Genomic DNA, 21,796 nt, shown 5'->3' on the forward strand with positions numbered 1-21,796 from the left:
CGCAGGCTAGTCCTTGGCCCCGGCCTTTGCCGCCTGCCGCAATTCGCGCGCGGCGATGAAACGCCGCCGCCGCGCCAGTTCCAGATTGATCAGCGCACCCAGCAGGACCGAGAACCCGCCCAGAAAGAACCACATCAGCAGCGCCACCACCGCCCCGATCGAGCCATAGATCCGGTTATAGCTGTTGAAACTGCCCAGATAGGCCGAGAACCCATACGAGGCCGCAGCCCATGCCAGCGCCGCGAACAGCGACCCCCAGGTAAAGATCGCCGTGCGCGGCGTCTTCACGTTCGGGCCATAGCGATAGATGATGCCGATGACGACCAGCACGATCACGAAGACCGCGATCCAGGGCAGCTTGCCGATCAGCCAGTCGCGCAGCGGCATGTCGGGCAGCAGGTTGAAGGCGATGGGCACGACGATGATCGTGGCCAGCCCCAGCGCGATCACGCCGACGATGGCCAGCGTCAGCGCATAGGCCAGCACGAAGCCGGTGATGGTGGAATGCGAGCGCACGCCGTAGGCCGCGTTCAGCCCCTGGATCAGCCCGCCCACGCCCTGCCGGGCGGCGATGGTGGCGATGACAAAGGAAATCGCCGTGGTCCAGCCCAATTGCGTCGGACCTGCCGCGACCAGCGCGCTGATCTGGCCATATAGGATCTGCGCCGCGCCCTCGGGGATGAACTCCTCGCTGGCATGCATATATCCCTCGATCAGCGCCGGGTCATACCACAGACCCCATAGCGCAAACAGCGCCGCAAGGCCGGGAAACACCGCGAACATGGCGTAAAAGGCGACGCCAGCGGCAATCAGGCTCATGTGGATCTTGTCCATGCGTTCAAAGATCGCAAGGATGAACCGCCACACCTCCCCGATCAAATACCCGCCTCCGTGCTTCGGCTGCCGCCCTCAGGCAGCTTCAGGCCTCGCCCATTTTGTAGCGAAGCCATACCGCCTTGTCGCCCATTTTCGCCACGAAAGCCTGATGCGCCTCGGCCTCGGCCCCGGTCAGGCGGGGAGGCAGGGCGCGCGGACGCGGCCCGCGCGGCGCGCTGCCCATGGGCCCCGTGCCCTGACCCGCGCCGCCCGTCTCGGCCGCGACATCCAGCACCAGCCCCGGCTGGCGTCCGCCTTGCAGGGCCAGATAGACCTCGGCCAGAAGCTCGCTGTCCAGCAGCGCGCCGTGCAGCGTCCGGTTCGAGTTGTCGATGCGGAAACGCCGGCACAGCGCATCCAGCGAATTCTGCGCGCCGGGGAACTTGCTGCGGGCGATCTCCAGCGTATCGACGGCGCGGCTATAGGGCATGGTGGGGTGCCCGGCGGCCTTCAGCTCGGCATTCAGGAATTTCATGTCGAACTGGGCGTTATGGATCACCAGTTTCGCATCCGGGCCTATGAAATCGATGAAATCCCGCACGATTTGCGCGAATTTCGGCTTGTCGCGCAGGAAATCGTCGCCCAGCCCATGCACGTCAAAGGCCTCTTTGGGCATCGGGCGCTCGGGGTTGATATAGACATGAAAGGTCCGGCCCGTGGGCAGGTGGTTCATCAGTTCGACCGCGCCGATCTCGACGATGCGGTCGCCGGTGGCGGGGTCAAAGCCGGTGGTTTCGGTGTCCAGAACGATCTCGCGCATGAGGCTAACCTGCCATGATCGCGGCGCAGATGTCCATGATCGCCGCCCGCGCGCCGTCCATGGTGTCCGAAGGGATCACCCAATCGGCCCGCTTGCGCTTTTCGCTGTCCGGCATCTGCCGCGACAGGATCATCTGGAAGTTTTCCTCGGTCATGCCGGGGCGGGCCATGACGCGGGCGCGCTGGATCGCTGGCGGGGCCGAGACCACGGCCACCCCGTCCATTCCGCGCTCTGCGCCGGTCTCGTAAAGCAAGGGGATGTCCAGAACCACGATGGGGGCGGCATCATGCCGGGTGATGAAAGCGGCGCGGTCCGCCGCGACCAGCGGATGCACGATCCCCTCAAGGGTTTGAAATCCATCGGGACTGTCGGCCAGCACAAGGCGCAGGGCGGCGCGGTCGATGCCGCCATCCTTCAGCACGCCCGGAAAGGCCGCAGCGACGGGCGCGACCGCATCCCCGCCCGGCGCGTAAAGCCGATGCACCGCCGCATCCGCGTCCCAGACCGGATGGCCAAGATCGCGAAACATCTGCGCGGCAGTCGATTTCCCCATGCCGATGCCGCCGGTCAGGCCCAGCCGAAAGCTCATGCCAGAACGGCCCGGCGCAGATCGTCGTCCACCTCGGGGCGCTGGCCGAACCAGCGTTCGAACCCCGGAGCGCCCTGATGCAAGAGCATCCCCAGACCGTCCACGACCTCGCAGCCGCGCGATTGCGCCTCCAGCAGAAAGGGCGTCATCAGCGGCGTATAGACCAGATCGGTGACCAGCGTGCCCGGCGCCAGCGCGTCCAGCGGCACGCGCAGGGCGGGCTTGCCCTCCATCCCCATCGAGGTGGCGTTCACGACCGTCATCGCCCCTTCCAGCATGTTGCCGGCCTGCGCCCAGTCATAGACCACGACCTTGGCGCCGAATTCGGCCTTGATCTGCTCGGCCCGGACGCGGGTGCGGTTGGTGATGCGCAGTTCCGTCACCCCGCTTTCCAGAAGCGAGGCGACGACGGCCCGCGCCGCGCCTCCGGCCCCGATCACCGCCGCCGGCCCCAGATCGGGGATCCAGCCCGGCGCGTTCTGGCGGATATTGGCGATGAAGCCGTAACCATCGGTATTATCTGCATGAATCTTGCCGTCGGGGCGAAAGATCAGCGTATTCGCCGCCCCGATCAGCGCCGCGCGGTCGGTGACCACATCGGCCAGCGCCAGCACCGATTCCTTGTGCGGAATGGTGACATTGGCGCCCACGAAACCCATGCGCGGCATGGCGCGCAGCACCTCGGCCAGATGCTCGGGCATGACTGGCAGCGCGACATAGCTTCCGGCGATGCCATAGCGTTTGAGCCAGTGCCCGTGCAGACGGGGCGAGCGGGAATGCGCAATCGGCCAGCCGATCACCCCGGCAAGGGGGGCGTGGCGGGGCAGGGGCGGCTGGGTCGTCTCTGGCATGGCGGGACCGGGAGTGGTTTCGGTTCGGGGCGCATTCGATGCCCTGAACGGGCGTCCTTTTCGAGAAGTGCCGCCGCCCCGCTGCCGGGTCAAGCGGCTTTGCCCGCAGCTGCGCGGATCGCGGCAGGAATGCAACCCTGCCGTGCTGTCAGGCGACGCCGATTTCGGGGATTTCGGGCAGATCGCCCTGATCCAGCAGGTCCTCCAGCGTCAGCGATTCGATCAGCAGCAGATAGGACCAGAAGACCTGTCCGAACATCTTGCGCAGGCGGCAGGTCTTTTCGTCGTCGCAATCCTCGCAGCGCTGATAGGAGCGGCGCGACAGGCATGGCAGCGGCGCGATCGGCCCGTCCACCTGCCGCAGCAATTCCCCGATCGAGATTTCCTGCGCCGGCTTGATCAGCACATAGCCGCCCGCCCGCCCACGCCGCGACCCGACATAGCCCGCATTGCGCAGTTCCAGCATGATATGTTCCAGAAAACGCTTGGGCGCGCCGGACCGCTGGGCGATCTCTTCGATGGTCAGCGCGCTGCCGCCGCTGGCCAGCTCATCGCCAAGGGTCATCAGGGCCTTGATGGCATATTTCGTCTTTTGCGAGATCATAATGAATCCTTAGTGATGCACGGCCCTCTGCGCAAGTTTTCGGCAAGGATGCGGGCTCTTGCCGGTGCGCGACCCGGCCCTCTCGTCAAGTTTTCATTGTTCTGACACATTCCGGCCTCATTCCTGCCGTGCAGCTACAGGAGAGAGGCCATGCGCATTGCAGTTCTGGGTGGAGACGGTTTTGTCGGATGGCCGACGGCGCTTCATCTGTCGGATCTTGGGCACGAGGTTCATATCCTGGACAATCTGTCGCGCCGCTGGATCGATACCGAATTGGGCGTGCAGTCACTGACGCCGATGGATTCCATTCAGGAACGCTGCCGCATCTGGCACCAGGAAACCGGCAAGCGCATTCATTTTCATCTGCTGAATCTGGCAACGGAATATGAGCGTCTCAAGGGCTGGCTTGCCGATCATCGCCCCGATGCGGTGATCCATTTCGCCGAACAGCGCGCCGCGCCCTATTCGATGAAAACCGACCGCCACAAGGTCTATACCGTCACCAACAACACCAACGCGACCCATAACCTGCTGGCAGCGCTGGTCGAAACCGGCATCGATGCGCATCTGCTGCATCTGGGGACCATGGGGGTCTACGGCTATTCCTCGGTCGGGGCGCCGATCCCGGAAGGCTATCTGGACATCCGGATCGACACGCCATCGGGGCCGTGCGACCAGCAGATCCTGTATCCGACGCGGCCCGGATCGGTCTATCACATGACCAAAAGCCTCGATCAGATCCTGTTCCAGTTCTATGCCCAGAATGACGGGCTGCGCATCACCGACCTGCATCAGGGCATCGTCTGGGGCACCCATACCGAGCAGACCCGCCGGCACGAGCAGCTGGTGAACCGCTTTGACTATGACGGCGATTACGGCACGGTGCTGAACCGCTTCCTGATCCAGGCCGCCATCGGCTATCCGCTGACCGTGCATGGGACCGGCGGCCAGACCCGCGCCTTTATCCATATCCAGGATTCGGTCCGCTGTATCGAGCTGGCCCTGCGCGATGCCCCCGCCCCGGGCGACAGGGTGCGCATCTTCAACCAGATGACCGAAACCCACCGCGTCCGCGATCTGGCCGAGCTGGTGGCGCGGCTGACCGGTGCCCGCGTGGCCTATCTTCCCAATCCCCGCAAAGAGGCCGATGAAAACGAGCTGATCGTCATGAACGACCAGTTTCTGGCACTGGGCCTGCAGCCGATCACGCTGGCCGAAGGGCTGCTGACCGAGGTGGTCGAGGTGGCGCGCAAATACGCCCATCGCATCGACCGCGCGCGCGTGCCGGCCGTCAGCGCCTGGACCCGCGACATCGCCCAGCGGGTCGAGCACGACCCCGAGGGCAAGCGGCTGCGTCAGGTCTCGTGACAGAGCCGGGCCTTCGGCCTGATGGCAAGGCGCGTTCCGACCGCGCCTATGTCACGCTGGCGACCAATCCCGATTACGCAAAAGGGGCGGCGGCGCTGTTTCGGTCGCTGCGACGGAGCGGCACCACCGCCGATCTGGTCCTGCTTTACACCGACCTGCCGGCGGAAACGGTGGAGGGCCTCTGTACGCTCGGTGTCCGCACGGTGCACGCGGACCTGCTGCCCACTTCCAGCGAATTCAATATCTTGCATGGCCGTGACCGGCTGCATGGCGCCGCCCCCTTCACCAAGGGCCGGAAGCCGCCCTTTCACACGCCCTTGGACAATTTCGTCAAGCTGCGGCTGTGGCAGCTGGACTATCGGCGCGTGGTCTTCATCGATGCCGATGCGCTGGTCCTGCAAAACGTGGACCGGCTGTTCGATTACCCGGAATTCTCAGCCGCACCAAATGTTTACGAGACGCTGGCCGATTTTCACCGGCTGAATTCCGGGGTCTTTACCGCGCGTCCTTCAGCCGCGACATTTCAGACCATGCTCAGCCGTCTGGACCAGCCCGGCGCCTTCTGGAGACGCACCGACCAGACCTTTCTGGAAAGCTATTTCCCGAACTGGCACGGGCTGCCGGTCTTTGACAACATGCTGCAATATGTCTGGCTGAACCTGCCCGAACTATGGCGCTGGCAGGATATCCGCATTCTGCACTATCAGTATGAAAAACCGTGGGAAAATCAGACCAAGGCCGATGCGCTGCGGGTGCTGATCGACCTGTGGCACGCCCATGCGGGCGATGGCCCGGTGCCCGATCCGCGCGATCTTCCCCCGCCCCCGGCCCTATCGCGGGGCCGCGCATGAGGATCGCGCTCAGCGGTGCCTCGGGGCTTGTCGGGCGTTGGATCGTCCGTGCCGCACAAGCCGCCGGGCATCAGGTCATCCCCCTGTCCCGTCCCGACTGGAGGCTGGGCCAGACCCCCGACCTTGGCGGCTGCGAGGCGCTGGTCCACGCCGCTTTCCAGCACGTCCCCGGCCGCTATCGCGGTGGCGAGGGGGACGATCCCCAGACCTTCATCGCTGCCAATCTGGATGGCTCGTTGCGGCTGTTTCAGGCCGCACGGGACAGCGGCGTAGGGCGGGTGATCTTTCTGTCGTCGCGTGCGGTCCATGACGGATACCCCGCCGGGACGCGGCTTTCTGACGATCTTTCCCCAATACCGACAAGTCTTTACGGTCAGCTCAAGGCCGAAGCCGAGACCGCGCTGGCGCAGATGGCGACGCCGGATTTCCGCAGCGCCAGCCTGCGCCCGACCGGTGTCTATGGCCCTGGCCTGCCGCAGAAATGGGCCGGGCTGATCGCCGATTTCCTTGCCGGCACCACGCCCCCGCCCGCCGTGGCGACCGAGGTTCACGGCGCCGATCTTGCCGATGCCCTGCTGCGGGTGCTGGCCGATCCCGCCATGTCCGGCAGTTACAATGTCAGCGATCTGGTCCTGGACCGCCATGATCTGCTGGCCGGGGTGGCGCGCCTGACCGGCTGCAAGACGCCCCTGCCCGCGCGCGCCGGTCCCGCGCCGCTGCGGGTCCCGGCCTGTGACCGCCTGCGGGCTCTGGGATGGCGTCCCGGCGGCATGGCGCTGCTGCATCGCGATCTGCCGGGCATTCTTGGCGCCTTCACCGATGACATTGCGCCCCGGCAGGGCTAGGTTTCGCCCATGCCTGATTACACCGACCTTTCCGCCCGTATCCGTGCCCTGACCCATGGCGAAACCGACGAGGTTGCGCTGATGGCGACGCTGGCCTGCGAAATCCACCATTCCGACGACCGCTTCGACTGGACCGGCTTTTACCGCGTCACCCAGCCCGAATTGCTGAAGATCGGACCTTATCAGGGCGGCCATGGCTGCCTAGTGATCCCGTTTTCGCGCGGGGTCTGCGGCGCCGCCGCGCGCGCACGCGAGGCGCAGCTTGTCCCCGACGTGGACGCCTTTCCCGGCCATATCGCCTGCGCCAGCTCGACCCGTTCGGAACTCGTCCTGCCGGTTTTTGGCCTTGGCAAGCGGCTGATCGGCGTGCTGGATATCGACAGCAACCAGCCCGATGCCTTTACCGGTCAGGACGCGGCAGAATTGCAGAGGATCCTTGATGACACATTCGCCAATACACCCGGGCGTGACTGAGTTCACCGGCCATTGCCTGTGCGGCACGATCCGCTTTCACGGCAGCTATGACGACACGCATGGTCTCAAGGCCTGCCATTGCAGCCAGTGCCGGCGCTGGTCGGGCCATGTCTGGGCGGCGATCCTGCCCAGGACGCTGGAGATCAGCGGTGAACCGAAATGGTATCGCGCCTCGGATTTTGCGCGGCGCGGGTTTTGCGGCGATTGCGGTTCGTCGCTGTTCTGGCAGCGCGATGGCTCGCCCATCATCGACGTGGCGGCGGGCGCGATCGACAGCCCGACCGGACTGCGGCTGCAGGGCCATATCTTCGTCGCCGATAAGGGCGACTATTACGACATCGCCGACGGCCTGCCGCAGGATGCGCGCGAGTGAGCCTGTCGCTTGACCTTTTCGCCGGGGCATTGGATGGACCGCAAAAGCCCGCTGGCGGATGCGGGGGCAATGACACGATTCTGGGTGGGTTGAGATGATCTGGGATACCATCGCGAATATTCCTGCGCCGCAGCTTCTGGCCTTTATCCTGGGCGGGCTGGCGCTGAACTTTGCGCCGGGGCAGGACGTGTTCTTTGCCAGCGCCTGCGGCATTCAGAACGGGCCGCGCGCCGGTGCACTGGCCGGCATCGGCGTCGGGCTGGGGGTGCTGTTTCACCTGATGCTGGCGACCGTAGGGCTTGGCGCCTTGGTCAAGGCCTATCCCGAGGCGATGACGGCGATCAAATATGCCGGCGCCGGCTATCTGCTGTATCTGGCCTGGAAAAGCTGGACTGCCGGGCCGGTCGATCCGCAGGCGCAGGCGGCGCGCCGGCCGTGGAACATCATCCGGCGCGGGGCGCTGTCGAATATCCTGAACCCCAAGCCGGTGCTGTTTCTGCTGGCGTTCCTGCCGCAATTCACCAACCCCGCCTTTGGTCCGATCTGGCAGCAGATCCTTGGGCTGGGCCTGATCTTTGCCTTTACCGGCACGCTGGTCACCATCGGTTATGGCGTGGTCGCGGGCTATGCCGGGCAGATGCTGGGCAAGCGTCTGGGGCTTTTGAACAAGATCGCGGCGGTGATGTTTGCCGGGCTGGCGATCCGCCTTGTGGCGAAATGAGCTTTGTCTATCAACCGACCGAGGCGCAGCCGCAGGTGATCCATGCCGATCACGAGGTGCTGGTCGTGGACAAGCCCTCGGGGCTTTTGTCGGTGCCCGGCCGGGGTGAGGACAGGACGGATTGCCTGATCGAACGGTTGCGCGGCGCCTTTCCGACCGTGCTGCTGGTGCATCGGCTGGATCTGGACACGTCCGGGGTGATGGTCTTTGGCCTGACGCCGCATGCGCAGCGCAACCTGTCGAAACAGTTCGAGGAACGCCGCACCAAAAAGGTCTATGTCGCCCGCCTGCATGGCCGGCTTGAGCCGAGATCCGGCACGGTCGATCTGCCGCTGATCGTCGATTGGCCAAACCGTCCCCGGCAAAAGGTCGATCACGATCAGGGCCGTCCGGCCCAGACCGACTGGCGGGTGATCCGCGCCAGCGACGACGAGACCCGGGTACGGCTGATGCCGCTGACCGGGCGCAGCCACCAGTTGCGGGTGCATATGGCCGAACTCGGCCACCCGATCCTGGGCGATCCGCTTTATGCCAGCGGTGCCGCCGCCGATTTCCCGCGCCTGATGCTGCATGCGGAATCGCTGCGCTTCAAGCATCCGGAAACAGGGGTCAGCATGAATTTCTCGGCATCGGCGCCTTTTTGATCACGCAGGTTTCATGCGGGAACCCCGCGCCCGCCCCTATGGTTGAAGATGCGACAACCAAAGGAGCGATGAAGATGAGCGATATTGATGTGACCCGCCGCACCGCCCTGCTTCTTGGGGGCCTGCCGGTGCTTTTGGCCCTGCCGGCCCATGCCCAGACCGCCCCGGCGGCCCCGGCCTTTTCCGGCCGCGCGCAGACGATCAGGCTGGGCGCCTTCGAGGTGACGACGCTGCTTGGCGGCGAAAGCATGCGCGAAAAGCCGATCGAGACCTTTGGCATCGGCGCCGACCCGGCCGAGTTCGACAGACTCAGCGCCGAGAATTTCATCCCCGCCGACCGCACGGGCAGTTCCTTTACCCTGACGCTGGTGAAGACGTCCGATGCGCTCGTCCTGTTCGACACCGGCATGATCGCCGACAACAACAAGGCCTCGCTGGCCGCCGCCGGCTACACGCCCGAGGACGTGACCCATATCGTCCTGACCCATATGCATCCCGACCATATCAGCGGGCTGATGGCCGGGACCGTGCCGAATTTCCCCAATGCCGAGCTGATCTTTCCCAAGATGGAAAACGACTTCTGGGCCGCCAATCCCAGCGAGGCCTATACGGCCAATGTCGCGCCTTTGGCCGCGAAGGCGCGCCAGATCGCTGACGGGGACGAGATCATGCCCGGCATCCGCGCCGAGGGCGCTTATGGCCACACCCCCGGCCACACCACCTATCTGCTGGAAAGCGACGGGCAAAAGCTGCTGATCACCGGCGATACCTTCAACCATTACGCCTATTCGGTGCAGCGTCCCGGCTGGCATGTCCGTTTCGATCAGGACAAAGAGGCGGGCGCCGCCACCCGGGCCAGGGTTCTGGCGCGGCTGGCCGGGGAGCGCATCCCCTGCATCGGCTATCACATGCCCTATCCGGCGCTGGCCTTCATCGCACCGAATGGCGAGGGGTCGTTCCGCTTTGTCCCGGCAACCTATCAGTTCGCGGGCTGAAGCGTCTCATACAGCTCCAGCGGCAGACCGTCGGGATCGGGAAAGAATGTAAAGCGGCGCCCGGTATATTCGTCGACGCGGATCGGCTCGACCGTGACGCCATGGCCTTCCAGCCGGGCGCAGGCGGCGTCGATATCGTCAACGGCAAAGGCCAGATGCCTCAGCCCCTGCGCCTCGGGGGTCGAGGGGCGCTTGGGCGGGTTCGGAAACGAAAACAGCTCGATCTGGCTGCCATCGGGCAGGGCCAGATCCAGCTTCCATGATTGCCGCGCGGCGCGCAGGTTTTCCGCGATGATGCGCAGACCAAGCACCTGCGTGTAAAACGCCTTCGAGCGTTCGTAATCCGAACAGATGATGGCGGCGTGGTGAATGGCGCGCAGCATATGGCCCCCTAGTCCAGATTGAACACGCGCGAGGGCTGGACCTCGCCGCCCATATAGCGGCCGATGCACAGCGCCCGGCCTTGCCGGCTGACCCAGACTTCCTCGCCGAATTCGGCGTGTCCCAGCACCTGACCGGGATTGCCGTTCAGGATGCGGGTGGCGCCGATATCCGTCGCCTGCATCTCGGGCAGGTCGGCCAGGGCAGACTGGATCGGCAGCAGCGCCGCCTCGATCTCGGCCTGATTGGCGCGGTCGATGCGGTCAAAGGCAAAGCCGTCAGCGGCGTCGAACGGCCCTGACCAGATCCGGCGCAGGCGCGCGACATGGCCAAGGCAGCCCAGTTGCCGGCCCAGATCGCGGGCGATGGCGCGGACATAGCCGCCCTTGCCGCAGACCATGCGCAGATCGGCGGTGTCCGGGGTCGTGGCCAGCAGGTCCAGCTCCTCGACCCAAAGCGGGCGGGCGGCCAGTTCGACCACCTCGCCCTCGCGCGCAAGGTCATAGGCGCGGGCGCCATCGACCTTGACGGCGGAAACGGCGGGCGGGACCTGCATGATCTCGCCGGTGAATGCGGGCAGGGCGGCGCGGATCGCATCCGCAGATGGACGGGTTTCTGCGGATTTGATGACCTGCCCCGAGGCGTCGTCGGTCGAGGTCTCGGCCCCCCAGTTGACGGTGAAGTCATAGGCCTTGAGCGCGTCGGTCAGGATCGGCACGGTCTTGGTGGCCTCGCCCAGGGCCACGGCCAGAACGCCGGTCGCATCCGGGTCCAGCGTGCCGGCATGTCCCGCCTTTTTCGCGTCCAGCGCCCAGCGGACCCGGCTTACCACATCGGTCGAGCCAATACCTGCGGGCTTGTCCACGATCAGCCAACCGTGGATCTCGCGTCCCTTTTTCCGTGCCATTATTCCTGTTCCGTATATCCGATGATCGGCCCCAGCCGCCGGCCGAAATCGGCGCGGTTCAGCGCAGGCGCATATAGCCGCGAGACCGAGCCGTCAAAGTAAAGCGCGTCCCGCGCCCCAAGGCCGTCGCGAAACAGCCGCCCGAATTCGTGAAATGTCACCGCGCGGTCAGAAATCGCGAACCATGCCGTCTGCCCGTCGGGCGAGACGCCGACCCCGTTCCGGATATAGCGGCTGTCGCTGTCGATCAGGAAACGCGGATGCAGCGCGCCATCGATGACCAGCATCGGCCCCGATTGTGTGGCCAGCCGGCAATCCGGCCGGGCTTTCGCGAATGCGCGCGATTCGATGACCTGATAGGGCCGGGCGCCGCCGCTGCAAAAGACGCCATTGGGCAGCATGCCGAAATTGTCGTTGCTGGCCCCGGTGACCAGCCCGCCCGCCGTTTCGCCATCGCTGAGATACAGCCCCACCGGGCTGTAATCGGCGTGATACATGCCCGCGTTCATGGCGAAACCCAGCACCCGACCTGCGGCCAAGGTGCGGCGCACGGCGGTGAAATCGCCCAAGGTCTGCCCGTCCGGGCCGTTCAGCCACAGCCGCAGGCCCGGCTCCTGCGCGGCGTTCAGGGTGCAGATGACATAGCCCTGCCCGTCGAAATCGCGCTTCTCACAGATGCCCGCGATGGCGGGCAGGGTCATGGCGATCAGCGCGCCGATGGCCAGCCCCAGCCGGCGCTTCAGCTTAGTCCTCATCGCCTTCGTCATCGCCCGATTCGACATCGCGGCGCACGCGGTCCTCGGACAGGATGCGGCGGGTGTCGTCCATGCGGTCGAAGGTCTCGTCCAGAACAAAGCGCAGCTGCGGCGCGTATTTCAGCGTCATCGCCTTGGCGACCAGATGGCGCAGCTCGGGCGCGTTGCGGCGCAGGGCGGCCAGCGCATCCTCGGCGTCATGGCCGCCAAGGGGCAGCACATAGGCTGTCGCGACCTTGAGGTCGGGCGAGGTCCGCACCTCGCCCACCGTGATCGAGTGGCGGTTCAGGTCGGGGTCATGGACATCCGCGCGCAGCAGGACGTCCGAAAGCGTGCGGCGGATCAGCTCACCCACGCGAAGCTGGCGCTGCGAGGGGCCGGGGCCGGAATGAAAGCGGTTCTGTGCCATGGCCGCAGATGTAGGGGGTCGCGGCCCGCGCCGCAACGGGATACAGAGGGGGCAAAGCCGGGAAAGCAGGGGTTTTGGCATGGAAAAGCCGGGAATCGTCATCACGGGCGCGTCGGGTCGCATGGGGCAGATGCTGGTGCGCACGGTTCTGGAGTCCGATCAGGCCCGTCTGGTCGGCGCCATCGAGCGTCCCGGCAACCCCTGGATCGGCCGCGATCTGGGCGAGGCGATGGGCGGCGCGCCCCTTGGCATCACCGTCACCGATGACGCGGTCGAGGCGATTGCCGGGGCGCAGGCGGTCATCGATTTTACCAGCCCCGCCGCGACCGTGGCATTCGCCGAACTGGCCGCGCAGGCCCGCGCCGTGCATGTGATCGGCACCACCGGGCTTGAAGCCGGCGATCTGGCCAAGATCAAGGCCGCCGCCCGCCACGCCGCGATCATCCGCGCAGGCAACATGAGCCTTGGCGTCAACCTGCTGGTCGGCCTGAGCCGCAAGGTCTCCGCCGCCCTTGGCGAGGATTGGGACATCGAGGTGGTCGAGGCCCATCACAATCGCAAGGTCGACGCCCCCTCGGGCACCGCGCTGATGCTGGGCGAGGCCGCAGCCGAAGGGCGCGGCCACAGCCTTGACGATCTGCGCACCCCCGCCCGCGAAGGCATCACCGGCGCGCGTCAGGCGGGCAGCATCGGCTTTTCCGCCATTCGCGGCGGCGATATTGTCGGCGAACATGACGTGATCTTCGCGACAGCGGGGGAACGGGTGATCCTGCGCCATGTCGCCACCGACCGCGCCATTTTCGCGCGCGGCGCCCTGCGCGCGGCTTTGTGGGGCCAGGACAAGGGGCCGGGCGAATATGACATGGCCGATGTGCTGGGCCTGTGACGTCAGGAACGACATATCTCGGTGACGTCAGGAACGGACCATCCTTGTGACGTCAGGCAGATGTGACACAGCGGGCTTTGACGGCCCGGTCTTGCGGGCATAGATTCGCGCCATGACCCTGCTTGCCACGCTTGACCATGCAGATGCCGACCTGACCGCCTGTCTTGCGCGGGTGATGGCGGCCGTCCTGAAACCCGGCGACACCGTCGCGCTTGAGGGGCCGGTCGGCGCCGGCAAGACCCATTTCGCCCGCGCCTTCATCCGCGCGCGTCAGGGCGCAGCGGCCGAGGACGTGCCCAGCCCGACCTTTACGCTGGTCCAGACCTATGCCGACCCGATGGGCAGCGAAATCTGGCATGCCGACCTGTACCGCCTGACCCATCCCGACGAGCTGATCGAACTGGGGCTGGACGAGGCGATGCGCGACAGCGTCGTGCTGATCGAATGGCCCGACCATGGCGGCCCGCTGCCCGATCCGCTGTCCCTTGGGCTTGAACCCCTGCCCGATTTCCCCGAGCTGCGCCGCATCACGCTGGCCGGCTCGGATGCCCGCTGGGGTGCGATGGCCCGCCTGCCCGCGATGGCGCGGCTGATCCACCGCGCGCATTGGGATCCGGCGCGACTGGTCCCCTTGGCGGGCGACGCCTCGTCCCGGCGCTATTTCCGGCTGCTGGACGGGGACCGCAGCGCCGTCCTGATGGATGCCGCGCCCGGCACCACGGACAGCTATGTGGCGATGACGCAATGGCTGCGCCACCGTGACCTGCACGCGCCCGAAATCATCGCCGCCGACCAGACCGAGGGGCTGCTGCTGCTTGAGGATCTGGGCGACGATCTGGTGGCGCGGGTGCTGGAATCCGACCCGGGCCTTGCCCCGCGTATCTATGAGCGCATGACCGACCTGTTGGTCGATCTGCATGGTCACCCGCCCCCCGACTGGGTCCTGCGGCTGGACGGGCGCGAACTGGCCCATCAGGTCGGGCTTTTCGCCGAATATTACCCCGCCGCCGCCGGTGCCCCCGGCAAGGGCGCTGAGGTGGCCGAGGTCATCGCCGCCCTGCACAAGGAACTGGCCGAAGACCTGCCCCCCGTCCTTGGCCTGCGCGATTTCCATGCCGAGAACCTGATCTGGCGCGACAGCGATCCGTTGGGCCTGCTGGATTTTCAGGACGCGGTTTCGGTCCACCCGGCCTATGATCTGGTCTCGGGGTTGCAGGATGCGCGCCGTGACGTGGACCCGGCGATCGAGGCGGCGCAGATCGCCCGCTATATCGCCGCGACCGGCGTGGATGGCGACCGTTTCTGCGCCGCCTATGCGCTTTTGGGCGCGCAGCGCAGCCTGCGGATCATGGGGATCTTCACCCGGCTGGCACAGCGCGACGGCAAGCGGCGCTATCTGGCCTTCATGCCGCGGGTCTGGGACGCCATCCAGCGCAATCTGGCGCATCCGGCGCTGGCACCCCTTGCCCGCGCGCTTGAGGGCATCCCGACCCCCGGCCCAAGGGTGATCGAAAGGATCGCGCAAGCATGAGCCTGCCCCTGATGATCTTTGCCGCGGGCAAGGGCACCCGCATGGCACCCCTGACCGATGTGACCCCCAAGCCCCTGATCCCGGTCGGCGGCCAGACCCTGCTGGACCGGGCGCTGGCCCTGGGTGATCAGGCCGGGGTCGGGCGCATTGCTGTGAACATCCACCATCTGGGCGGCCAGATCCGTGATCACATTTCCGGGCGCGATATCGCCATCTCGGACGAATCCGACCTGCTGCTGGAAACCGGAGGCGGCTTGCGCAAGGCGCTGCCGCTGCTGGGCGGCGGGCCTGTGATCACAATGAACCCGGACGTCATCTGGACCGGCCCGAACCCCATCTCTGCGCTGCTTTCGGCTTGGGACGATGCCCGCATGGACGCGTTGCTGATGCTGGTGCCGCTGGCCCGGACCCATGGCCGGCAGGGCGGCGGCGATTTCAGTCTGGACGCGGGCAGCCGCCTGATCCGCAAGGGCGATCTGGTCTATGGCGGCGCGCAGATCATCCGCACTGACCGCTTGGGCGAAATCCCCGATGCGGTGTTTTCGCTGAACCGGCTTTGGGACCTGATGATCGCCCAGACCCGTGCCTATGGCCTGATCCATGGCGGCGAATGGTGCGACGTAGGCCGCCCCGACTGCATCCCGCTGGCGGAAGGGCTGCTGGATGCCTGACTGGCAGAGCGGCCTTTTCGCCCTGCCCTGCGGCGCCGATTTCGCCGGCGCCTTTGCCGAGGGGCTGATCGCGCGGATGCGGGACCGCCCGCCACAGGACATGGCGCGGGTCACGGTCTATGCCAATTCCGGCCAGTCCCTGCAGGCCCTGCGTGAGGCGCTGATCTGGCGCGGCCCGCTGATCCTGCCGCAATTGCGCCTGATCGCCGATCTGGGCGGCGGCTCGGCCACCGCGCCGCTGGCCCGGCGGCTGGAGCTGGGCCGGCTGATCGACGCCGCCTTGCGCGCCGATCCCGATCTGGCGCAGGGGCAATCGGTGCCGGAACTGGCGGCATCCTTGGCGGCGCTGATGGCCGAGATGCAGCTTGAAGGGCTGGATGCCGAGGCGCTGGACCGGATCGACGCGGGCGATCACGCCCAGCATTGGGCGCGCGCGCTGGCATTCCTCAGGATCGCCGCCGGCTATTACCTGACCGACCCGCCGCAGGACCGCGAATCCCGCCAGCGTCTGGCCGCCGAAAACCTTGCCGCCGCATGGGCGCGCGGCGAAAACCTGCCCGAGGGGCCGGTGGTCATCGCCGGCTCGACCGGCTCGCACGGGGCGACGCGGGATTTCATGCGCGCGGTGGCCCGCCTGCCCATGGGCGCGGTGGTGCTGCCCGGCTATGACCCCGACCTGCCGCAACAGGTCTGGGATGGGCTGGACGTCCGGGCCGAGGATCACCCGCAGGCCCGCTATGCGCCCTTGCGTGCCGAGTTCGGCCCGCCCGCCGACTGGTTGGTCGATGCCGCGCCCGATCCGGCGCGCAATCGGCTGATCTCGCTCGCGCTGCGTCCCGCGCCGGTCACCGACCAGTGGATCGAGGAAGGCCCGCGCCTTGGCCCGCTGATCCCCGCGACCGAAAACCTGACCCTGATCGAGGCCGAGCAACCCGCCGAGGAAGCCGATGCCATCGCCCTGATCATCCGCGAGGCGGTGGAGCACGACCGCCCCGTCACCCTGATCGCCGCCGACCGCATGCTGACGCGGCGCGTGCAATCGGCGCTGGACCGCTGGGGCATCATCCCCGACGATTCCGCCGGCCAGCCTTTGCCCCTGACCGCGCCGGGGCTGTTCCTGCGTCATATCGCCGATCTGTTCGGGCAGGCGCTGACCTTGGACATGCTGCTGGTCCTGCTGAAACACCCGGTCACCGCGACCGGGCTGGGCGCGGAATACCGGCGTGATCACAACCGCCATTCCCGGGATCTGGAGCTGCGCCTGCGCGCCCATGGCCCGGCCTTTCCCGATGGCGCGGCGCTGCGCGACTGGGCCGACAAGGGCGACGAAAAAAGCAAGCCCTGGGCCCTGTGGCTGGCCGGGATGCTGGACCGCATCACCCCCTTGGCCGAGGATCGCGGCCCCCGCCCCCTGCGCGCGCGTCTGACCGATCTGCGTGCCCTGGCCGAGGCGCTGGCCGCCGGGCCGGACGGGAATGCGGATGGATCAGAGCTGTGGGGCAAGGCCTCGGGCGGGCTGGCACGGGGGGTGCTGGACCATCTGGCTGCCCATGCCGATCAGGGCCATGACCTGCGCCCCGGCGAATTCCGCGACCTGCTTTACGGCGAATTGCAGGGGCAGGCGGTGCGTCAGGACGTGGCTGCCCATCCCCTTGTCCGCTTTCGCGGCCCGCGCGAGGCCCGGACCGAGGCCGTGGGCGAGGCTGCCGGGCTGGTCATCCTTGCCGGGCTGAACGAGGGCGGCTGGCCGCAGGCGCTGCCCCCTGATCCGTGGCTGTCGCGCCCGATGCGGCTGACGGCGGGCCTGACCCTGCCCGAACGCCGCGTCGGCCTTGCCGCGCATGATTTTCAGCAGGCCGTGGGTGCGGCGCAGGTGGTGCTGACCCGCGCGCGCCGCGACAGTGATGCCGAAACCATCCCCTCGCGCTGGCTGAACCGGCTGGTGAACCTGCTGGGCGGGTTGCCCGATCAGCAGGGCCCGCAGGCGCTAACGGATATGCGCGCGCGCGGACGGCGCTGGCTGGATCTGGCCGCGTTGCAGGCCCAGCCGCGCCACCGGCTTCAGCCTGCGCGCCGCCCCTCGCCCATTCCGCCCGCGCCCGCGCTGCGCGAGATGTCGGTGACCGAGGTGCGCAGCCTGATCCGCGACCCCTATGCCGTCTATGCCCGCCGCGTGCTGGGCCTGCGCGCGCTGGACCCCCTGCGTCCCGAACCCGACGCGGCCGAGCGCGGCACGGTCCTGCATGACATCATGGACCGCTTCCTGAAGGGCCTGCCCGAACAGGCGGAACCGCCCGGGGCGATGGCCGCGCGGCTGCTGGCGATCACCGATCAGGTGCTGGCGGACAAGGTGCCATGGCCCTCGGCCCGGCTGTTCTGGCGGGCGCGGATCGCCGGTGTCGCCGACCGGCTGATGGCGGATGAGGCCGCGCGGCTGGCCCATGGCCGCCCCGCCGTGATCGAGGATCGGGCCGAGCTGCCCATTCCCGGCGTCGATTTCCGCCTGACCGCCAAGCCCGACCGGCTGGACCTGCTATCGGACGGGCGGGTGCAGGTCTATGACTACAAATCCGGCAAGCCGCCGACCGACAAGCAGATCGCGCATTTCGACAAGCAATTGCCGCTTGAGGCGGCGATGGTCGAGCAGGGCGCCTTCAGGGCGCTGGGGCGCACCGATGTCGCGGGCATCAGCTATATCCAGCTGGGCGGCGACGGCAAAACCGAAAGCCGCGATTTCGGCCCCGGTTTCGCGCAGGAGACCTGGGCCGGTTTCGTCGATCTGATCGGCCGCTATCTGCGCGGCGAGCGCGGCTTTACCGCCCGCCTTGCCATGGAGCGCAGCGACCATGCCAGCGATTACGACCACCTGTCGCGCCATGGCGAATGGGACATGACCGAGGCCGCGACCCCCGAAAGGCTTGGCGATGGATGAGGCGACGCTGGCGCAGGTCCGGGCGGCGGATCCCGGGCGCTCGACCTGGCTCACCGCCAATGCCGGTTCGGGCAAGACGCGGGTGCTGACCGACCGGGTGGCGCGGCTTTTGCTGGCCGGGACGGCGCCGGAAAAGATCCTGTGCCTGACCTATACCAAGGCCGCCGCGACCGAGATGCAGAACCGCCTGCTGGCGCGTCTGGGCAAATGGGCGATGCTGCCAGAACCCGATCTGCGCGCCGAGCTGGCCCGGCTGGGCGAGGATAGCGGCGCGGCCCCCGACCTGCGCGCCGCGCGCCGCCTGTTTGCCCGCGCCATCGAGACGCCGGGCGGGCTGAAGGTCCAGACCATCCACAGCTTTTGCGCCGGGGTCCTGCGCGGCTTCCCGATCGAGGCCGGCGTGCCGCATGGCTTTACCGAACTGGACGACCGCAGCGCCGCCCTGATCCGCGCCGAGATCATCGAGGACATGGCGCGCGCGGCCGCGCCGGAACTTGACGACCTGCTGAGCCTGCATTCGGGCGAGAATCTCGACGCGTTCCTCTCCGGTCTGCGGGGGTTCGATGCCCCCGCCGACCGGGACGCGCTGTGGCGGGCCTCGGGTCTTGGTCCCGGCGAGGATCTGGACGGGCTTCTGGTCCGGACCTTTGCCGACGGGGCGCAGGTCATTCCCGCGCTGATCCCGCAGCTTCTGAAAAGCGGCGTGAACGACCAGAAGGCGGCGGCAAAGCTTGCCCTTGGCAACTGGGCGCAGCCCGGCGCGGCGGAACTGACGATCCTTGAGGATGTGCTGTTGACCGGGGCCAGCGCCAAGCTGCCCTTCAGCGCCAAATATGACAGCTTTCCGGCCAAGGCGCTGCGGCAGGGCGCGGCCTCGGACCTGATCGACGACCTTGCGATCCTGATGGAGCGGGTCGAAGCCGCCCGCCCCCGCCGCGTGGCGCTGTCCCATGCCGCGCGCACGCTGTCGCTGCACCGCTTCGCCCATGCCTTCCTGAGCCGTTACCGGGCGCAAAAATCCGCGCATGGCTGGCTGGATTTCGACGACCTGATCGACCGCACCGCCCGGCTTTTGTCGGAAAACAGCATGGCGCAATGGGTGCTGTTCCGGCTGGATGGCGGCATCGACCATATTCTGGTCGATGAGGCGCAGGATACCAGCCCTGCGCAATGGCAGGTGATCGAGCGGCTGACCGACGAATTCACTGCCGGCCATGGTAGCCGTGAAGGCGGGCGCAGCCTGTTCGTGGTCGGCGACCCGAAACAGTCGATCTATTCGTTCCAGGGCGCCGATATCGCCGTGTTCGAGACCCGCCGCGCGGGCTTTGCCGCCGCGTTCGAGGCGATCCAGAACCCCATGCAGGTGCTGGAACTGCGCCACAGTTTCCGCTCGTCGACCGCAATCCTGTCGCTGGTCGATCAGGTCTTTGCGGGCGATGCGGCCCGGGGCTTGGGCGATCCGCCCCGGCATCGCGCCTTTCGCGCCGAGATGCCGGGCCGCGTCGATCTGTGGCCAGGGGTCCCCAAGCCCGAAAAACCCGATCCCGGCGACTGGACCGATCCCGTCGATCTGCCGGCGGAAAACTCGGAAACCACCCAGCTTGCCCGCGCCATCGCGACCGCGATCCGGGGCATGCTGGGCACCCCGATCTTTGACGCGAAATCCGGTGCGGTGCGCAGGATCCGCGCGGGCGACGTGCTGATCCTTGTGCAGCGCCGCTCGGAGCTGTTTCAGGAAATCATCGCGGCGCTGAAAGCCGCAAACCTGCCCGTCGCCGGGGCCGACCGGCTGAAGCTGGCCGGCGAAATGGCCGTGCGCGACATTCGCGCCGTGCTCTCGGTCCTCGCCACGCCCGAGGATGACCTGTCCCTGGCCGCCTGCCTGCGCTCGCCGCTCTTCGGGCTGACCGAGGACCAGCTTTACCGCCTTGCCGCGGGACGCAAGCGGGGCGAATACCTGTGGCGGCGGCTGCGCGAGTCCGGCCATCGCGCGGCGGTTGACCTGCTGTCGGACCTGATGGGCCAGACCGGCTTCATGCGCCCCTATGACCTGATCCAGCGCCTGTTGATCCGCCATGCCGGGCGCGAGCGGCTGATCGCCCGGCTTGGAGCCGAGGCGCAGGATGGCATCGACGAGCTGCTGTCGCAGGCGCTGAGCTACGAATCCAGCGAAACCCCTTCGCTGACCGGATTTCTGGTCTGGCTGACCGGCGACGATGTCGAGGTCCGCCGCCAGCCCAGCAGCGCGGGCGAACATGGCGAGGGGTTGATCCGGGTGATGACGGTCCATGGCTCAAAGGGTCTGGAAAGCCCCGTCGTCATCATGCCCGACAGCGCCAGGCGCAAACCCCCGCGCGAGGGGCAGGTGCTGGTCGCGCCCGATGGCAGCGCGCTGTGGCGCGGCCGCAAGGGCGAGCGTCCCGATGCGGTCGAGGATCTGGCCGCGCATCTGACCGAACGCCAGTTGCAGGAACGAAAGCGGCTGCTTTATGTCGGCCTGACCCGCGCCGAAAGCTGGCTGATCGTCGCCGCAGCCGGGGAAACCGGGACGGATGAGGAAAGCTGGCATGCCATGGTCGAGGCGGGCTTTGGCCGCTCCGATCTGATTCAGACCCGCCTGCCCGCGCCCTGGGGCGGCGAGATCCGGCGGCTGAGCTTTGGCGACTGGCCGGGTAGCGCGCCCGAGACGATCCGGATCGCCCCCGCAGCCATTGCCGCGCCCGACTGGCTGCGCGCTGCGCCGCCGCCCATGCCGGCCAAGCGCCGACCGGTGGCTGCGACCTCGCTGGGGGGCGCCAAGGTGATCTCGGGCGGCGACGGGGATGCCGAAGCCGCGATGCTGTTCGGCACGAGGCTGCATCTTTTGCTGGAACATCTGCCGGGCCGCGATGTCGGCGACTGGCCGGTGATCGCCCGCGACGTTCTGACTGACGCCGAGGGCGGCCTGCCCGAACCCGCCGCGCTGGCCGGCCTGCTGGACGAGGCGCAGGCGGTGCTGAGTGCCCCCGATCTGGCCGAGGTCTTTGACCTGCCCGAAGGCGCCGAGGTCATGCGCGAGCTGGCCCTTGCCGCGCCCTTGCCGGGCGTTGGAACGGTCTGGGGCAAGATCGACCGGCTTGTGATCACAAGGACCCGCGTGCTGGCGGTGGATTACAAATCGAACCGTGACGTGCCCGCTGTGCCCGAGGCCGTGCCTTTGGGCATCCTGCGGCAGATGGCCGCCTATCATGCGGCGCTGGCGGCGATCTGGCCGGATCGCGTGGTGGAAACGGCGGTCCTGTGGACCGCGACGCGCAGCCTGATGCCTCTGCCCGATGCGCTGATTTCGCGCGTGCTGGCGGGTCTTGACCCCGCGCGGTCGGGTGCCTAGCTG

General features: G+C 67.3%; 22 protein-coding genes. 13 read left to right on the plus strand and 9 right to left on the minus strand.

Going from position 1 to position 21,796, the window contains the following annotated elements; translation table 11 throughout:
- Positions 1 to 6 precede the first annotated feature (6 nt).
- The 5 genes from DFP89_RS09730 to DFP89_RS09750 all read right to left on the minus strand — a co-directional run bounded on the left by DFP89_RS09730 (position 7) and on the right by DFP89_RS09750 (position 3,680).
- Positions 7 to 879 (minus strand): YihY/virulence factor BrkB family protein, encoded by an 873-nt coding sequence (locus DFP89_RS09730; protein WP_114349195.1) that lies wholly within the window; start codon positions 877 to 879, stop codon positions 7 to 9.
- A 40-nt stretch (positions 880 to 919) separates the two neighbouring features.
- Positions 920 to 1,636 (minus strand): DNA polymerase III subunit epsilon, encoded by a 717-nt coding sequence (gene dnaQ / locus DFP89_RS09735; RefSeq protein WP_114349196.1) that lies wholly within the window; start codon positions 1,634 to 1,636, stop codon positions 920 to 922.
- Between the two features lie 4 nt (positions 1,637 to 1,640).
- Positions 1,641 to 2,225, minus strand: a complete 585-nt coding sequence (coaE, locus tag DFP89_RS09740; protein WP_114349197.1) for a dephospho-CoA kinase — start codon at positions 2,223 to 2,225, stop codon at positions 1,641 to 1,643.
- Complete coding sequence (locus tag DFP89_RS09745) at positions 2,222 to 3,076, minus strand: shikimate dehydrogenase (RefSeq protein ID WP_114349198.1); 855 nt, start codon at positions 3,074 to 3,076, stop codon at positions 2,222 to 2,224. Before DFP89_RS09745 ends, coaE begins: the two co-directional genes overlap by 4 nt.
- A 148-nt stretch (positions 3,077 to 3,224) precedes the next feature.
- Complete coding sequence (locus DFP89_RS09750) at positions 3,225 to 3,680, minus strand: RrF2 family transcriptional regulator (RefSeq protein ID WP_114349199.1); 456 nt, start codon at positions 3,678 to 3,680, stop codon at positions 3,225 to 3,227.
- Positions 3,681 to 3,830: 150 nt separating this feature from the next.
- Here DFP89_RS09750 and DFP89_RS09755 point away from each other — a divergent pair, with 150 nt between their 5' ends.
- From DFP89_RS09755 to DFP89_RS09790, 8 genes are all read left to right on the plus strand, one after another.
- The gene (locus DFP89_RS09755) at positions 3,831 to 5,048 is read left to right on the plus strand and encodes an NAD-dependent epimerase/dehydratase family protein (RefSeq protein WP_114349200.1); all 1,218 of its coding nucleotides are present in this window, start codon (positions 3,831 to 3,833) and stop codon (positions 5,046 to 5,048) included.
- Positions 5,045 to 5,899 carry a glycosyltransferase gene (locus DFP89_RS09760; protein WP_114349201.1) on the plus strand — a complete coding sequence of 285 codons (855 nt, stop codon included), beginning with the start codon at positions 5,045 to 5,047 and terminating at the stop codon, positions 5,897 to 5,899. Before DFP89_RS09755 ends, DFP89_RS09760 begins: the two co-directional genes overlap by 4 nt.
- The gene (locus DFP89_RS09765; protein WP_114349202.1) at positions 5,896 to 6,744 is read left to right on the plus strand and encodes an NAD-dependent epimerase/dehydratase family protein; all 849 of its coding nucleotides are present in this window, start codon (positions 5,896 to 5,898) and stop codon (positions 6,742 to 6,744) included. Before DFP89_RS09760 ends, DFP89_RS09765 begins: the two co-directional genes overlap by 4 nt.
- 9 nt (positions 6,745 to 6,753) lie before the next feature.
- A complete protein-coding gene (locus DFP89_RS09770; RefSeq protein ID WP_114349203.1) occupies positions 6,754 to 7,218 on the plus strand; it encodes a GAF domain-containing protein in 465 nt (154 codons plus the stop codon).
- Complete coding sequence (locus tag DFP89_RS09775; protein WP_114349204.1) at positions 7,184 to 7,591, plus strand: GFA family protein; 408 nt, start codon at positions 7,184 to 7,186, stop codon at positions 7,589 to 7,591. The genes DFP89_RS09770 and DFP89_RS09775 overlap by 35 nt, the downstream gene beginning before the upstream one ends.
- 94 nt (positions 7,592 to 7,685) lie before the next feature.
- Entirely contained in the window at positions 7,686 to 8,312 is a 627-nt protein-coding gene (locus tag DFP89_RS09780) for a LysE family translocator (RefSeq protein WP_114349205.1), read from the plus strand.
- Positions 8,309 to 8,956, plus strand: coding sequence for an RluA family pseudouridine synthase (locus DFP89_RS09785; RefSeq protein WP_114349206.1), 648 nt, complete (start codon positions 8,309 to 8,311; stop codon positions 8,954 to 8,956). Before DFP89_RS09780 ends, DFP89_RS09785 begins: the two co-directional genes overlap by 4 nt.
- A gap of 74 nt (positions 8,957 to 9,030) precedes the next feature.
- Positions 9,031 to 9,951 (plus strand): MBL fold metallo-hydrolase, encoded by a 921-nt coding sequence (locus tag DFP89_RS09790; RefSeq protein WP_114349330.1) that lies wholly within the window; start codon positions 9,031 to 9,033, stop codon positions 9,949 to 9,951.
- On the opposite strand, the gene gloA2 is transcribed toward DFP89_RS09790, so the two are convergent.
- The 4 genes from gloA2 to rbfA are packed head-to-tail and all read right to left on the minus strand — an operon-like array spanning position 9,936 to position 12,403.
- Positions 9,936 to 10,334 carry an SMU1112c/YaeR family gloxylase I-like metalloprotein gene (gene gloA2, locus DFP89_RS09795; protein ID WP_114349207.1) on the minus strand — a complete coding sequence of 133 codons (399 nt, stop codon included), beginning with the start codon at positions 10,332 to 10,334 and terminating at the stop codon, positions 9,936 to 9,938. The genes DFP89_RS09790 and gloA2 overlap by 16 nt on opposite strands.
- An 8-nt stretch (positions 10,335 to 10,342) precedes the next feature.
- Positions 10,343 to 11,239, minus strand: a complete 897-nt coding sequence (gene truB, locus DFP89_RS09800) for a tRNA pseudouridine(55) synthase TruB (RefSeq protein WP_114349208.1) — start codon at positions 11,237 to 11,239, stop codon at positions 10,343 to 10,345.
- The gene (locus DFP89_RS09805; RefSeq protein WP_114349209.1) at positions 11,239 to 11,994 is read right to left on the minus strand and encodes a phosphodiester glycosidase family protein; all 756 of its coding nucleotides are present in this window, start codon (positions 11,992 to 11,994) and stop codon (positions 11,239 to 11,241) included. Before DFP89_RS09805 ends, truB begins: the two co-directional genes overlap by 1 nt.
- Positions 11,984 to 12,403, minus strand: coding sequence for a 30S ribosome-binding factor RbfA (rbfA, locus tag DFP89_RS09810; RefSeq protein ID WP_114349210.1), 420 nt, complete (start codon positions 12,401 to 12,403; stop codon positions 11,984 to 11,986). Before rbfA ends, DFP89_RS09805 begins: the two co-directional genes overlap by 11 nt.
- 79 nt (positions 12,404 to 12,482) lie before the next feature.
- Between rbfA and dapB the strand changes: the two genes are divergently transcribed.
- From dapB to addA, 5 genes are all read left to right on the plus strand, one after another.
- Positions 12,483 to 13,289 (plus strand): 4-hydroxy-tetrahydrodipicolinate reductase, encoded by an 807-nt coding sequence (dapB, locus tag DFP89_RS09815; RefSeq protein ID WP_114349211.1) that lies wholly within the window; start codon positions 12,483 to 12,485, stop codon positions 13,287 to 13,289.
- Positions 13,290 to 13,401: 112 nt separating this feature from the next.
- Positions 13,402 to 14,820, plus strand: a complete 1,419-nt coding sequence (tsaE, locus tag DFP89_RS09820) for a tRNA (adenosine(37)-N6)-threonylcarbamoyltransferase complex ATPase subunit type 1 TsaE (RefSeq protein ID WP_114349212.1) — start codon at positions 13,402 to 13,404, stop codon at positions 14,818 to 14,820.
- Entirely contained in the window at positions 14,817 to 15,491 is a 675-nt protein-coding gene (locus DFP89_RS09825; RefSeq protein WP_114349213.1) for a nucleotidyltransferase family protein, read from the plus strand. Before tsaE ends, DFP89_RS09825 begins: the two co-directional genes overlap by 4 nt.
- Positions 15,484 to 18,423, plus strand: coding sequence for a double-strand break repair protein AddB (gene addB / locus DFP89_RS09830; protein ID WP_114349214.1), 2,940 nt, complete (start codon positions 15,484 to 15,486; stop codon positions 18,421 to 18,423). The genes DFP89_RS09825 and addB overlap by 8 nt, the downstream gene beginning before the upstream one ends.
- Positions 18,416 to 21,793: a double-strand break repair helicase AddA gene (gene addA, locus DFP89_RS09835; protein WP_114349215.1), complete on the plus strand. Its 3,378-nt coding sequence runs from the start codon at positions 18,416 to 18,418 to the stop codon at positions 21,791 to 21,793. Before addB ends, addA begins: the two co-directional genes overlap by 8 nt.
- Positions 21,794 to 21,796: the final 3 nt, after the last annotated feature.

Source organism: Paracoccus lutimaris (assembly GCF_003337565.1).
GTDB lineage: Bacteria > Pseudomonadota > Alphaproteobacteria > Rhodobacterales > Rhodobacteraceae > Paracoccus > Paracoccus lutimaris.